The following is a 14207-nucleotide window of genomic DNA, read 5'->3' as shown; positions in this document are numbered from 1 at the left end:
AAGAATCTCATGAAACGAAACACCTATATTGATTTTTTAGCTTATTACGGAATTGGGAGTGCTCACCCAGGTGGATTTACACTTACAAAACAAGTATTAACGCAAATGCCACTTGGAAGGCATGCAAAAGTACTGGAGATTGGATGCGGAACAGGACGGACAGCAGCTTATATGAGCAAAGTGTATGGTTATCAGGTGACGGCGGTAGAACATAATGAAATGATGATTCAAAAAGCGAAGGATAGATGGTTAGCTCAAGGGTTAAGTATAGACTTACTACAAGGAAAAGTGGAACAGTTGCCATGTAAGGATGAGACTTTTGAACTTGTTCTTGGAGAATCCATTCTTGCGTTTACGAATAAGGGGCAGTCTATTTCGGAATGTTATCGCGTACTTCAGAACAATGGAAAGCTTGTTGTGATTGAAATGGTTCTAGAATCTCCTCTAGACAAAGAGGCTGAAACAACTATATTACAATTATATGGAATGAAGGAATTGTTAACGGAGACAGAGTGGATTCAGTTGTTTCAAAAAGCAAACTTTCAGCGCATGATCGTTGGCGGGGGTGGTACAATTGCAGAAACGGTTGCGAGTCAAATGGAACAACCGGAATGGAATGTATCGCAATGTATTCCAGAAGAACTTTATCATACGTGGGTGCAGCATGAACAGCTATTGCATAAATACCAACATATGTTAGGTCATCGAGTCTTTATTTGTGAAAAATAAATATGTAAAAAAGTTGGCTATTCGATAGCCAACTTTTTTATAATTAAATGAAAAATAGCGCTGCTAAAGTAATGCCGAAAATGAATCCAAAAGCAAGCTCATATCCACCATATCCGTAGCTCCAGCCATCGTAACCAAACCCACAGTAATTACATTTACTTAATCCTCCGCAAAAATCGCAGCCTCTGTATGGATAAGCATGATAGTATCCGAACCCTGTATCAAAAGATGGACGATGAATAGGATCAATCCAAACAGAGTCTTGTGTCACATCTACGATTTTTCCTAAATGAATGTAGCCATCACGATCTTCAATTCGTACAACTTTCCCAAAGTAACATTGACATCTATCATAGCACTTTTGTCTATGCATGTTCTTTCCTCCTTCTGTATTACAGTAATACGATATGTGAATGGGACAAGTGTGGCTTGTACGAACGCCTTGTATCTCATAATTGTGAAGGAAATGGGGAATATATGTAGGATAAATCGGTAAGGAGTGAATGAAATGAAAGCGACAGATCAATTTCAAATATTTGAGGTGCCTTGGGAGCGTTTTATTACTACTCTCCGAGAAGAAATGAAGAAACAGGTGGGAGCGGATATTATCGATCAAGTTGTTTGCAATTTGAAAGATGGATTTGAAGTGTATACATATATACAAGGGGATTTAAAATTTGAATATAAAGAAGCACTTGAAAGAAAATTTGGTAGTGATGCAAAAACGCCAAATGTGTTAACGGTGTTGCTGTTAGCAAGTATGTATCAGACAGGTGAAGAAAATATTCGCTTACATGCAGACGATAAAGAGAACCCCGTTGTAGAAGTGTATGTGAAAAAATAAAAAACGTTATAAATAATGTATACGTTTCAATAAAAGGTAATCGAACTTTTGTGACGTTTTTTATGGGAAAAGTGGTCAGATCCTGCTTCTCGAAGCAGGATCTTTATGTAGAATATCTTTTTTGTTTATGGATGAAAGGGAAGCTTTTATCCTGCTATTTTAGGGAAGAAAGACTCCCTCTCAAGTTTCAGAGAGAAGCAAGGAAGAAAGGAAGAAAGGAAGAAAGGTGGAAGCCTTACTGCCCGTTACAGCCTAATCAGTGGAAGAGGAAGAAAATCTCCGCGAATTAAAGTTTCATTTTATTTTTGTAATATTGTTTACATAATGATGTTATTGTAATGTTTATCTTGAAAATACAAGTCATATATCTTGTTTCTTTTCATAAATTTAAACATAGGAATTTGTCTACAAAGGTGGCGAAGCATCCATATGAAGATTCGAATCTGTGCCACATTCATTTGTATTCTACTAGTATGTTTGATTCCTTTTTCAACTTGTGCAAAAGGAGAGGGGGCAAAGGAAAGGGTCGTTTCACTTGTATATGATGATTCTGGCAGCATGAGAAATAACGATCGCTGGAAGTATGCCAATTACGCTTTGCAAAGTTTAGTTGCATTATTAGATGAGAAAGATACATTTTCATATGTGCCCATGAGCCGTCCAGAAGAAGCATTTCAACTCGCACTAACAAATGAAAAAAGACAAACAGAAATAAATCAAATCGGGGCTTGGAAACATTATTTGAATACACCGTTTGGGGCTGTGGAAACAGCAATGCAATCTATAAAAAAAGAAGCCGAAAGCGATGACAAACGTGAATTTTGGCTCATTGTATTAACAGATGGAGCTTTTAATGAATTAGAAAAAGAAAAGAATGGTGGAAAAGAATACATTACGCAGCAACTTAGACAATTTAAAAAAGAAATGGAAACGAAAAAAATATCTTTGCATCCGGTTTTAATTACGATGGAAGAAAACTTAGGACCGCAAGAACAGCAACAAATGAATCTATTTAAAGAAATGTGGCAGAAAGAAATAAACGGTATCATCATGCCATCAAGTGGTGAAGATGGGGTGATTCAAAGTGTCAATCAAGCTGCGGCTTTAGTTGCGAATCGGGATCCATTTTCTTCAGTCGAATCAATTGTGAAAACAAAAATAGAAGGGAATACAGTGGAGATTGCTACACCATTTCCATTGCGACGACTGACTTTGGTCAAACAATCTTCTCATGCCTCACAATATCAAATGAAAAAGCTTGAAAATCCATTAACCGTGCAAAGTTCTTTTTCTATTCATGCACCGGGAGAATCTCATTTATATGGTGAAATTGCACATATTCAAGCAGAAAATCAAGCAGTGATTAAGCCTGGAACATATAGGATAGAGCTCGACAGAGAAATTGGAAAAGAAGAGCTAAAAGCGCTTGTAGAACCAGCGCTCGATTATCAGCTTTCGATTTATGATAAGGAAGATAAAGAAAAGAAGGATACGGAAACAATGTATGAGGGAACGACCGCTATAATTGAAGCAAAGCCTACAGAATTACCTATTCAATCTTCTTATTTTCAAGCAGAAATAGAAATAGATGGTAAGTTGTATCCGATGCAATGGGATGATAAAAGAAATGTATTTTATTATGAAACAAAAGTTGAAAAACAATTTATTCGCGGAAAAATTCATATGAATATAAAAGGATTTTATAGACAAACAAAAGAATTTCGTATTCAGCCTGAATCTAGACCGAAGTTATCATTACAAACTCTTACAAAAGACTATCAAGAAAAGGTAACAAATTTAATGAATAGTAAACCTTTTGTCATGCAGCCGCTGTTAAATGGGAAACCGATGACGGAAGCAGAAGTGAAAAGGTTATTATCGTCTACTCACATCACATCTAATCAATCGATTCACTATGAATTAACGCAGCATCGTAATCGAATCTATGTATACCCTCGTCCGTATTACTCCGATACATTTAATTTCACAGATACAGGTAACGTAAAGGCTACTATTACAATACGCGATTCAAAGTTGCAAAAAGTAGAGAAAACAATTTCTTTTTATATTCAAAATGCATCGTTTTGGGAACGGTATGCAGTCATTTTTCAATTTGTAATACCAGTTACTTTATTCCTTTTTATTGTCGGCATTCTTATTTTAGGCTGGATTGTCCGGCCGAGATTTCATCGGAAAGCAATGCTTTATTACGAATGGGATCAAGAGGTAGCAAAAGATTGGTTATATCAATCTGAGCCAGAGCTTTTAAGAAATAAATGGTGGAAACATTATTTTGGCATTCCATTTCGTGCAGAGCGCAAAACAATTCAATCCATTACATTTATTGCGAAAAAAGGATCGAAATCGATATTTGTAGCGAAGGAATCACAAGTAATTGGCATGATTATTGACGGCATGTTTATTGCGGAAGAAGAGGCTGGATATGAACATAAGACGTTATATCCAAATGAAATTGTCGTAATTGATAGAGGATATGGGAAAGAAATTTATCGATACGAGTGTGAATAGAGGGATTCAAAACTATACTTCGCATACTTCTAGTAGACGTGTCGCGCCCTGTTAGGGAGGGCTCTTCCTTTTTTAGTTGATTGTATCTTTTCATCTTTTGAGCATGTACAAACAGGAAGGTGGTTTACATGACATTACAAGTTCCAACGATTTTAATTGGTTTAGGCGGAATCGGGAGTACTGTTACACATCAAATATATGAAAAGTTGCCAGAAGATCGTCGGAAAAGAGTTGCGATGCATGTATTTGATACGGATGTGAATACGTTAAGTAAGTTTGAACATATTCGAAAATTTAAGACACAAACGAGTTCAAGTAAAACACCAAGAGAATATATTGCAGGAGATCCGACGATTCCAGAATGGTTTCCGATGGATTCGACAATTTTGGATAAACCGTTAACAGAAGGTGCGGGGCAAATGCGCGTGATTTCACGTTTAGCTTTACGTGCTGCGATGAAAGAAGATAAATTAACAGCCTTTTGGCAAGAAATCGAAAATATTTTTCCTGTGACAAGCGATCAAACAGAATATGGTGTTCGCGTTATTATTGTCACATCCCTTGCTGGTGGAACTGGATCAGGGATGTTTTTACAAATTGCATTATACTTACGTGAAATGCTTCGGAAGAAATTGCAACATCATAACATTTTAATTCGAGGCGCCTTTTTAATGCCAGATGTGCTTGTAAAAACACGTACGGTTAGTGCGAAAGAATATGAAACGGTGCAAGCAAATGGATATGCTTCTTTAAAAGAACTGCATGCGATTACACTAGGTTCAACTGGCGAGCTATCAAAGCGTGGTGGTGTAACAATTGAACTTGAATATCGTCCCGATCAAGTAGATGAGGATGGAAGAACGAATCATACAATTAAGCAACATCATTTACCTTATAATTATTGCTTCTTATATGATTACGAAAACTTGCACGGGCATCATCTACACAATTTGACAGATTACATGGAGCAAATGACAAATACAATTTATTTACAACTATTTAGTCCAATGTCTACCAGTCACTTTGCACAAGAAGACAATCAAATTCAGCAATTAGCCGAGTCAAATGGTAAAGCACGTTATTGTGGTGCAGGCACGGCTAAGTTAATTTATCCATATGAACATGTATTGAAATATTGTGCTTTAAAATGGGCTGTGCAAGGTTTAGATGAATCATGGCTTCATTTAGATCAATTGTTTCAGGAGAAAAAGCAACGCTATGAACAAGATGTGCGCCGCGGTATGCAACGGGAAAAGCCTGAGCGTGGGAAGAGTTATGTAGAGGATTTAGAGCATTTGGCAACGCGTCCTGAACAAGCGCATATTTTCTATCGACAAATGTATAATGAAACGCGTGAAGGAGCAGAAGGTGGAAAAGTTGGCGTTGCCAAGTCGAAGTTGTTTTTAGAAGCGGTGGAAAGTTATGTGCAGCGTACAGTACAAAAGGATGAAGAACTTAATCGATTGCAACATGAATGCAAAATTTCAGCAGCAAAGTTGAAAATTCCAGAGCAAATGAAAGGGGAAGTAGCGAGGGTAGATCATGCTGTTCGATTGTATGCATATGCAATACCAAGCCGCGTACATGAACATGTAACGACCCTGCTTTATGACATGATTGAATCAGATCGCTATGCACCTAGTGGCTCAGAAGGACAGTCGTATCAATTAAATACATGGTTTTTAAAGAAAACAGAGGCAGTTCATCCAGTGGCTGCTCGTTTTATGTTATATGAAATTCGAAAGCAGTTAATCGAAAAAATAAATCGCTTACATGAGAATAATGAACAAAAGCGAAATTTAATTCAAAATTACGATAAGAAGTTTAATGTGAGCAATATTGATGGGACGGTTACAGCGGTGCGCCGCGTTGAACTTGCACAGCAGCAAAGTTGGTTTGGAAAAATGTTTTACAATCAGCAGCGTATGTTTCGAAAAGAATTTGAAGATATCGTAACGCAATATGTGCATAAGCTAAATGAATATCGCAAGGAAATGTTGCTAGAACTTGTATATCAGTCGCTCTACCAAACGATTCATAAGATGATTCAACATTGGGAGCGCTTCTTTGACAACTTACAAGAGACGCGTGAAAATTTATTATTTGAAATTCAAAAGCGGAGTAAAGAATTTGAAGGAAAAACAAACCCGACAAATGTGTATGTATTAGCAGATGAACAGTTACAAGAAAAAATATGGAAAGATATGCAGCAACATTTAAATTTAGGCGTATTACCAAAAGATATATCTGCAGAAATATATATGAGTTTATATGGGGAATATTGTCGCGATATACAAGCGGAGGAAAGTCAATCGCAAAAGGTCGAGGATTTTTACAGGGAACATATATTAACGTATTGTTATAAGGAACTTCAAGTGCGATATCGCGACAAGTTAGAACTCAATATTATTGAAGCGCTCCGCAAAGAGGCTGACTTTAAAAAACGAGATCGGAATGAATATGTAAGAGAGAAAATTGAAGATTTGTTCCATTTAGCAAGTCCGTTTATTCCAAAAGTAGCTCATCATCGAGAATTGCAATATTGGGGTGTTCATCCTTCCTTAAAGAAAGAATTACAAGAGGAGCTTTTGCAAGAATTATTTCAAGAAAAAGATACAGTGAACGAAGCTTTCTCCTCATTTGAAGTAATCTGTTACAGAGCGCATTATGGTTTGTCATTGCAAGATTTTCCAAAGTTATCGTCCGGTCATATCGCGAACGGTTTTCTGTATGATAAAGGAGACTATTTTCAATCGTATTATCGACGTGTCAATAAGTTGAATAGTAAAAAGTCAAATTTGACACCGCATTTAGATAAATATTGGCACTTACCAGCCTTTATGCCCGACTTAAATGCAACGCAAACGAAGCTAGATTATGATAAATGTAATCGCGCTTTACTGTATGCATATATATACCGGTGGATTAGCTTAGTTGCTGTGGACGGCCAATTTGTTTATCAATATAACGGTGTAGGGAGAAGTTTTTTAATACAGTCTATGGGGAAAAACATTCCAAGTGAAATTTATAAATTGCATCGCGCTCTGCTTCATAATCCGTTTATTTATGAAAATATTTTATCTCGTTTTGAAGAAGAGCAAGAAAAAGCGATATTGCAAGGAGGACACTTGTATACGCAAACATTTGTATTAGGTGCTCAAGATGTTAGATGGCTTCGTAAAGAGCATGTGCATAATATTTTAGATGTAATTTTAATGTATGACCGTGAGGCGAAATATGATCCAACGTTAGAAGAAACATCAGATGAACTATTGCGTTTACTTCTAGATGAAATCCTTTTATATTTTGAAAATTATTATGGAGCAGGAGCAGAAACTGTTGCGAAAAAAGAAGCAGAATTATTTGTGAAGCAGTTATGGGATCGCTCATATGCGAAAGGGTATGTGGATCCAAATAGTGCCCCTTATAAAAAATGGCAGCATATATTACGCGTGTTAGATGAGGAAGAAGAAACAAAAACAAAAACGAATGCGTAGAAGGAAGATAGGGAATCCTTACTCATGCCGAGATTATTTTGAAAAGAGGGGTTTTAGGTGCCGTTTTTAGGAAGTGTGTATCAAATATTTGGGTTATATCCAGAGATTTATTATGGGATGGTTTCATCGGATATAAAAGAAGAAGCGAAGAAAGATGTCGAACAAGAAGAACAAGAACAGACGTATGAATGACCATGCAGGCTCGCCTGCATGGTTTTTTCATGATACAATAAAGCGAATTTTGAGAAGGAGAAAAAGGAATGAAGTGGATTTATTTTATCGTGATCAATGTGATTGCATTTAGTATGATGGGATTGGATAAACGAAAGGCAAGAAAGAAAAAATGGCGCACGCCAGAAAGTACATTATTTTTAGTAGCAGCGGCTGGAGGAGCACTTGGAGCATGGTTTGGTATGTATGTTTTTCATCATAAAACACATAAGAACCAATTTGTACTTGGGATTCCACTGCTTGTTTTCATTACAATTGGCCTGTTTTTTGTTGTATGAAAAATGAGAATACAAAGTGTGTCGAAAAAAATGCAGTTTCAATATTGGAAAAATTCATATAAGGCAACGTATAATGGAGAGAAAAAGAGAAGAGGGGAAAAGGGAAGATGGAGAGTCAAAAAGCACTGCAAAGAAAAGGAATTATATATGCGGCTGGTGCTTATACGATGTGGGGAATCCTACCGATTTATTGGAAATGGGTAGAAGAAGTTCCTGCTGAGGAAATATTGGCACATCGCATCGTTTGGGCTTTTGTTTTTATGTTAATCGTTCTTGGTGTATCAAAGCGCTTTGGACAATTTTTGAGTGAACTACTGAAACTTTTTACACGACCTAAATTGTTCATCTCGTTAACAATTGCTTCTATTTTAATTAGTGGAAACTGGTTTGTGTACATATGGGCGGTTAATCATGATCATATTATTGAAGCCAGTCTTGGTTATTATATTAACCCGCTAGTAAGTATTTTACTTGGAACAGTTGTTTTAAAAGAGAAGCTAAATTTTTGGCAATATGTTGCTGTTGGGCTAGCTGGAGTAGGGGTAGTGATTTTAACGGTTCGATACGGTGAAATTCCATGGATTGCACTTTCGCTTGCATTTACATTTGGTTTATATGGTTTAACGAAAAAATTATTGAATTATGATGCAATGAATGGCTTGACGTTGGAAACAATGCTCGTTACACCGATTGCTGCTATCTATTTATTTATGGTTGGAGCGCATGGATTCGGTTCGTTTGGATCGATTTCTGTAGTGGCAACATTACTTTTAATGGGAGCCGGAGCTGTTACAGCGTTGCCACTTTTTTACTTTGCTAAGGGAGCGCAAAGGATTCCACTGTATATGATAGGATTTCTGCAATATATTGCACCAACAATCAATCTTATTTTAGGTATTTTTATTTTCCATGAGCATTTTACGCCTGCTCATATTATGGCATTTTCATTTATTTGGATTGCATTATTTATATTTTCTATCGCAAAAACAAAGTTTTTACTAAAAAAACAGCCTAAGTTTTTAAAAAATAAATCAGCAAAGTATCATAATGCGTAGTATTTTCTGCGCATTTTTTCTTTATACTTATAGTATGGAGTTTCCATTATAGTAAGTGGGGAGATGGAAATGTGGAAACAATTCTACATAATGAACCGCTTATGGCCGCTGTATTATCGTGGTTTTTAGCACAATTCACGAAAGTAATTTTTAAACTAGTTAAGACAAGAGAATTTGATTTTGCCCAATTCTTTGCTTCTGGCGGTATGCCAAGTTCTCATTCTTCAACAGTTACTGCCTTAGCAACAGGTGTTGGAATTGTGGAAGGGATATCGAGTGCCGTGTTTGCTGTCGCAGTGATTTTCGCCATTATTGTTATGTATGACGCTTCTGGAGTCAGGCTTGCCGTAAGTAAACAGGCGAAGATTTTAAATGATTTTTTTCATGGGAGACAGACGAATTATAAAAAATTAAATGAACTTGTCGGTCATACACCTTATCAAGTTGTTGTAGGTGCTATTTTAGGAATCGTTGTCGGAATTTGGTACTGTATGTAAGCAGAATGTGTATGTTACATGTTCTGCTTTTTTGTTTTATACATAATTGTTATAAATTGTGAATATCGTGTATGGATTTCGAAAAGGCAGGTGAAGAGGGTGTTATTATACGGAAAAGTGTGTAAAGAAATAGAACGGAAAATCACTGCGCTTCATACAATGCAACAGCAAGATGGTGCATGGCGCTTTTGTTTTGAAGGATCGCCATTAACAGATTGTCATATGATTTTTTTACTTCGATTATTAGAAAAGGAAGAAGAAATAGAGCCGTTTGTAGCAAGGTTAATGTCTTTACAAACAAATGAAGGAACTTGGAAGTTATATGAAGATGACCGTGCTGGAAACGTATCTACTACGATTCAAGTATATGCGGCGTTACTTGCATCTGGCATGTATACGAAAGAAGACATCAATATGAAGCGTGCCGAAGTTTTTATTCAAGAAAGAGGAGGGATTGCACGTTCTCATTTTATGACGAAATTTTTATTAGCACTTCACGGAGGATATGGATATCCTAGAATGTTTTATTTTCCAACTCCTATTTTATTCTTACCTGAAGATTCCCCACTTAGCATATTTGAGCTCAGTAGTTCTGCACGTATTCATCTTATGCCAATGATGATTTGTATGAACAAAAGATTTACTGTATCAAAAAACATACTTCCAAATTTAGATCATATTTCAGGAAACAGTAAGTCTGAATGGTTTCGGGAGGACCGCTCATCATTATTTGAAACGATTCTTGGAGAAGTGAAAAAATTTGTAACGTATCCTTTATCTCTTCATCATAAAGGGGACAAGGAAGTAGAGCGCTTTATGATCGAGAGGATTGACAGAAATGGTACATTATATAGCTATGCGAGCGCTACATTTTATATGATTTATGCACTTCTTGCGCTAGGACATCACATTCAATCTCCCCTTATTCAACAAGCAGTCGCAGGACTCCGAACATACAAATGGAATATGGAAGCGGGCATTCATTTACAAAACTCTCCATCTACCGTATGGGACACGGCTTTACTAAGCTATGCATTACAAGAAGCGAATGTAAATGAGAGCACACATATGATTCAAACAGCAACAGAATATATATTGCAAAGACAACAGCATGAAAAGAAAGACTGGAGTTTGCATGCACCTACACTTTCTCCTGGAGGATGGGGGTTTTCAGATGTGAATACAACAATTCCAGACGTTGATGATACAACTGCTGCTTTAAGAGCGTTAGCACGAAGCCGAAAAAGAAATAGAAGAATAGAGGAGGCTTGGAAAAAAGGAGTGAACTGGGTTAAAGGATTACAAAATAAAGACGGAGGATGGGCTGCTTTTGAAAAGGGGGTAACAAATCGGTTTCTGACACATTTACCATTAGAAAATGCTGGTGATATGATGACAGATCCTTCTACTGCCGATATTACAGGGCGGGTTTTGGAGTTTTTTGGGACGTATGCTCCTCATGAATTACAAGATCATCAAAAGAACCGAGCGATTACATGGCTAATGAATGCGCAAGAGAACAATGGATCATGGTACGGAAAATGGGGGATCAGTTATATATATGGTACGTGGGCTGCTCTTACAGGATTGCGAGCTGTTGGAGTTGCGAATACACATCCAGCTTTAAAAAAGGCAATTATATGGTTAGAACGTATACAACATCGCGATGGAGGATGGGGAGAATCTTGCCGAAGTAGTATAGAAAAGAGATTTGTTCCACTATCCTTTAGTACTCCTTCCCAGACTGCATGGGCGATTGATGCTCTTATTGCTTATTATGATAAAGAAACACCAGCCATTCGAAAAGGAATTTCTTATTTATTAGAGCGCCCTACGAGTCATCAAGAATATCCTACAGGAACAGGATTACCAAATGGATTTTATATTCGTTATCATAGTTATTCTTATATATATCCATTACTTACATTTGCACATTATATAAACAAATACCGAAAATAAACCGAGAGTATTTCTCGGTTTATTTTCGTGGGTAGTAGGTCCCAATTGAAAAGAATGAAAGATAGGATTTATTTTTTTGTCGATTGGCGTTTTTGGCGTGCATCGGCGGCGGCTGCACGCGCGTTTGCTTCTAGGTCATCATGGTCAGCTAGTTCACGAGAGAACTCAACATCAATACCATCAGAAACTTGTTTCTTATTTTCGTTTTGTTTGTTCATTTGACACAATCTCCTTGTGCATTATGCTATGTTTCGGTTTTAGTTTGACACAAACAGACTTTTTTATACAAAAAGGATTTGGAATTACTTGTAATGCTATTTGTCTAGGATTTATAAATACGATATGATGAAAACTATACCGGATAAAGTGAAGAACGGAATTCCAGTTGGTCGGATTAGAACCCTTCAATATATTGGAAATGCAGCTGCATGTTTAGCGTTAAATTATGCTCTCTATATTACAGAATGTTAGCGGTAGCTTGCATGTGTGAAATAACTTTTTATGTTTACATAACATGAAAGAGCCTAGCCGTATTTGGCTAGGCTCTTTCATTAGTTTAAGTTCACCCAAACGCTTTTTACTTCTGTATAGTTATCTAGTGCATATGATCCCATTTCACGGCCTAAACCAGATTGTTTATATCCACCGAATGGAGATGCTGCATCAAAGACATTATAACAGTTTACCCAAACGGTTCCTGCACGAACTTTACTTGCGATATAGTGTGCATTTTTAATATTTTCTGTCCAAACGCCAGCAGCTAAACCAAAGGAAGATTTATTTGCACGTTCAATTACTTCATCGATATCGTTAAACGGTAATGCTGAAATAACAGGACCGAAAATCTCCTCTTTTGCAATGGTCATTTCGTCATTTACGTCAGCAAACACAGTTGGGGCCACGAAATAGCCTTTATCGAATGGTTTATTGCCTCCGCAAAGCACCTCAGCGCCTTCTTCAATCCCTTTTTCAATGTAGCCCATAACCCGTTGTTGCTGCTCTTCAGAAACGAGAGGTCCGATTGTTGTTTCCGGATCTAACCCTGCACCTTGTGTTAAATTTTTTGAATAAAGGACAAGGTCAGCCATAACATTATCGTACATTTTTTTCGGGATAAATAAGCGCGATCCAGCGCAGCATACTTGTCCTTGGTTAAACATAACACCCGACAGTGCTGCAGGAATTGCGCGAGATAAATCAGCATCTGGTAAAATGATATTTGGTGATTTCCCACCAAGCTCTAATGTTACGCGCTTTAACGTTTCAGAGGCTTGTCTCATAATCTGTTTACCAACAGGAGTTGACCCTGTAAATGCAATTTTATCAACGAAAGGATGATTTACAAGAGCTTGTCCAGCAGTTTCTCCAAATCCTGGAACGATGTTGACTACACCTTTTGGAAATCCAGCTTCTTCAAATAATTCGGCTAAATATAGAGCGGATAGCGGAGTCTGTTCAGCGGGCTTCAGTACAATTGTACAGCCTGTCGCCAGAGCAGCTCCCATTTTCCACATGGCCATAAGGAGAGGGAAATTCCATGGGATAATTTGTCCAACAACACCAACTGCTTCATGGCGTGTATAGTTAAAGTATTCGCCGGATACTGGGATGGTTTGTCCGACAATTTTTGTAGCCCAACCGGCATAATAACGCATATGCTCAATAGCAAGCGGAATATCTGCCGCTAATGTTTCACGGATCGGCTTACCGTTATCTAATGTTTCAAGCTGAGCTAACTCATTTTTATGTTCTTCCATTAAGTCTGCAAGTTTGTACATCAAGCGACTGCGCTCTGCCCCGCTCATACGTGACCAAGGCCCTTCATCAAAAGCTTGTCTTGCAGCCATTACAGCTTTATGAATATCTTCACGACCAGCTTCTGATACGATTGCAAGTGTCTCACCAGTTGCTGGGTTCGGTGTTTTAAATGTTTTTCCGGATACGCTTTCAACAAACGTTCCGTTCACGTATAACTTTTTTGTTCCTTGAAGAAACTGTTCAACCTTTTCATGAAGATTTACAGCTAATTGACTCATTGCATAACCCCCTTGAAAATATATTGTAAACGCAGTACGAGACAGCGTTTATCCCTGTAACAAGGTTGTAAAGAACAAGTTGAAAGACCTCTAATTTCAATCATAAATAATAAAGACTGAAAATTCAAATTTCATTTCTGTTACAATTGTAAAAAATATGTAATGAATACATGATTTTTACATCATGATACAAATTCTTGCTTGTTTTTACTTTCTAGTAGGAAAAATGGGAAAAAGAATGGTACAATTATACCTCGTGAGAGGAGGGAGACAATGAAACATGATCATGAAGATTCGCGTTTTCGGTTTGCTCATAAGGAAGCGTTAATCGGTCTAGGTCTTGCTTGTATAAATTTCGTTATATGGTATGGGTTTGCTTATGGACTAGGAAGTAAAGATCCGAGTGAATATACATATATATTCGGTTTTCCAGCTTGGTTTTTTTATAGCTGTATCGTTGGATTTCTTATCATGGTTGTCCTGTTAAGTTTAGTTGTACGCTTTGTATTTCAAGATATTCCACTCGATGAGGAAGAAAAAAGTGAGGAATGA

General features: G+C 37.2%; 13 protein-coding genes and 1 pseudogene. 11 read left to right on the top strand and 3 right to left on the bottom strand.

Going from position 1 to position 14207, the window contains the following annotated elements:
- The first annotated feature begins 9 nt into the window (after positions 1–9).
- Positions 10–729 (top strand): class I SAM-dependent methyltransferase, encoded by a 720-nt coding sequence (locus MR058_RS07650; RefSeq protein ID WP_242143398.1) that lies wholly within the window; start codon positions 10–12, stop codon positions 727–729.
- A gap of 43 nt (positions 730–772) precedes the next feature.
- Here MR058_RS07650 and MR058_RS07645 read toward each other — a convergent pair whose 3' ends face one another.
- Positions 773–1102, bottom strand: coding sequence for a hypothetical protein (locus tag MR058_RS07645; RefSeq protein WP_242143397.1), 330 nt, complete (start codon positions 1100–1102; stop codon positions 773–775).
- Positions 1103–1237: 135 nt separating this feature from the next.
- Here MR058_RS07645 and MR058_RS07640 point away from each other — a divergent pair, with 135 nt between their 5' ends.
- The 8 genes from MR058_RS07640 to shc all read left to right on the top strand — a co-directional run bounded on the left by MR058_RS07640 (position 1238) and on the right by shc (position 11619).
- Positions 1238–1573: a hypothetical protein gene (locus MR058_RS07640; protein WP_242143396.1), complete on the top strand. Its 336-nt coding sequence runs from the start codon at positions 1238–1240 to the stop codon at positions 1571–1573.
- A gap of 429 nt (positions 1574–2002) precedes the next feature.
- Positions 2003–4102: a vWA domain-containing protein gene (locus MR058_RS07635; protein ID WP_242143395.1), complete on the top strand. Its 2100-nt coding sequence runs from the start codon at positions 2003–2005 to the stop codon at positions 4100–4102.
- Between the two features lie 128 nt (positions 4103–4230).
- Positions 4231–7599, top strand: coding sequence for a tubulin-like doman-containing protein (locus tag MR058_RS07630; RefSeq protein ID WP_242143394.1), 3369 nt, complete (start codon positions 4231–4233; stop codon positions 7597–7599).
- 57 nt (positions 7600–7656) lie between these two features.
- On the top strand, positions 7657–7791 hold the full coding sequence (locus tag MR058_RS07625; RefSeq protein ID WP_242143393.1) for a phosphonate ABC transporter permease: 135 nt from the start codon (positions 7657–7659) through the stop codon (positions 7789–7791).
- A gap of 68 nt (positions 7792–7859) precedes the next feature.
- Complete coding sequence (locus tag MR058_RS07620; protein ID WP_242143392.1) at positions 7860–8108, top strand: DUF1294 domain-containing protein; 249 nt, start codon at positions 7860–7862, stop codon at positions 8106–8108.
- A 107-nt stretch (positions 8109–8215) separates the two neighbouring features.
- Positions 8216–9163: an EamA family transporter RarD gene (rarD, locus tag MR058_RS07615; protein WP_242143391.1), complete on the top strand. Its 948-nt coding sequence runs from the start codon at positions 8216–8218 to the stop codon at positions 9161–9163.
- Positions 9164–9234: 71 nt separating this feature from the next.
- Positions 9235–9660 carry a divergent PAP2 family protein gene (locus MR058_RS07610; RefSeq protein ID WP_242143390.1) on the top strand — a complete coding sequence of 142 codons (426 nt, stop codon included), beginning with the start codon at positions 9235–9237 and terminating at the stop codon, positions 9658–9660.
- 99 nt (positions 9661–9759) lie between these two features.
- On the top strand, positions 9760–11619 hold the full coding sequence (shc, locus tag MR058_RS07605; protein ID WP_242143389.1) for a squalene--hopene cyclase: 1860 nt from the start codon (positions 9760–9762) through the stop codon (positions 11617–11619).
- Positions 11620–11687: 68 nt separating this feature from the next.
- Here shc and MR058_RS07600 read toward each other — a convergent pair whose 3' ends face one another.
- Positions 11688–11837 (bottom strand): YfhD family protein, encoded by a 150-nt coding sequence (locus MR058_RS07600; RefSeq protein ID WP_242143388.1) that lies wholly within the window; start codon positions 11835–11837, stop codon positions 11688–11690.
- Positions 11838–11881: 44 nt separating this feature from the next.
- Between MR058_RS07600 and MR058_RS07595 the strand changes: the two are divergent.
- A pseudogene (locus MR058_RS07595) lies at positions 11882–12090 on the top strand (SDR family oxidoreductase); the annotation flags it as partial.
- 80 nt (positions 12091–12170) lie between these two features.
- On the opposite strand, the gene MR058_RS07590 reads toward MR058_RS07595, so the two are convergent.
- Positions 12171–13655: an aldehyde dehydrogenase family protein gene (locus MR058_RS07590; RefSeq protein WP_242143387.1), complete on the bottom strand. Its 1485-nt coding sequence runs from the start codon at positions 13653–13655 to the stop codon at positions 12171–12173.
- 273 nt (positions 13656–13928) lie between these two features.
- Between MR058_RS07590 and MR058_RS07585 the strand changes: the two genes are divergently transcribed.
- Positions 13929–14207 (top strand): YhdT family protein, encoded by a 279-nt coding sequence (locus MR058_RS07585; protein WP_242143386.1) that lies wholly within the window; start codon positions 13929–13931, stop codon positions 14205–14207.

This window comes from Bacillus cereus group sp. BfR-BA-01430, from assembly GCF_022663115.1.
Taxonomy (GTDB): Bacteria; Bacillota; Bacilli; order Bacillales; family Bacillaceae_G; genus Bacillus_A; species Bacillus_A cereus_BD.
The sequence above is the reverse complement of the archived record's forward strand: the minus strand, read 5'-3'. Positions and strand labels throughout refer to the sequence as shown.

Coding starts and splice junctions, on each gene's coding strand:
- MR058_RS07590 (WP_242143387.1), bottom strand. CDS start 13,655: ATGAGTCAATTAGCTGTAAATCTTCATGAAAAGGTTGAACAGTTTCTT.
- MR058_RS07635 (WP_242143395.1), top strand. CDS start 2,003: ATGAAGATTCGAATCTGTGCCACATTCATTTGTATTCTACTAGTATGT.
- MR058_RS07640 (WP_242143396.1), top strand. CDS start 1,238: ATGAAAGCGACAGATCAATTTCAAATATTTGAGGTGCCTTGGGAGCGT.
- MR058_RS07600 (WP_242143388.1), bottom strand. CDS start 11,837: ATGAACAAACAAAACGAAAATAAGAAACAAGTTTCTGATGGTATTGAT.
- MR058_RS07645 (WP_242143397.1), bottom strand. CDS start 1,102: ATGCATAGACAAAAGTGCTATGATAGATGTCAATGTTACTTTGGGAAA.
- MR058_RS07620 (WP_242143392.1), top strand. CDS start 7,860: ATGAAGTGGATTTATTTTATCGTGATCAATGTGATTGCATTTAGTATG.
- rarD (WP_242143391.1), top strand. CDS start 8,216: ATGGAGAGTCAAAAAGCACTGCAAAGAAAAGGAATTATATATGCGGCT.
- MR058_RS07630 (WP_242143394.1), top strand. CDS start 4,231: ATGACATTACAAGTTCCAACGATTTTAATTGGTTTAGGCGGAATCGGG.
- MR058_RS07585 (WP_242143386.1), top strand. CDS start 13,929: ATGAAACATGATCATGAAGATTCGCGTTTTCGGTTTGCTCATAAGGAA.
- MR058_RS07650 (WP_242143398.1), top strand. CDS start 10: ATGAAACGAAACACCTATATTGATTTTTTAGCTTATTACGGAATTGGG.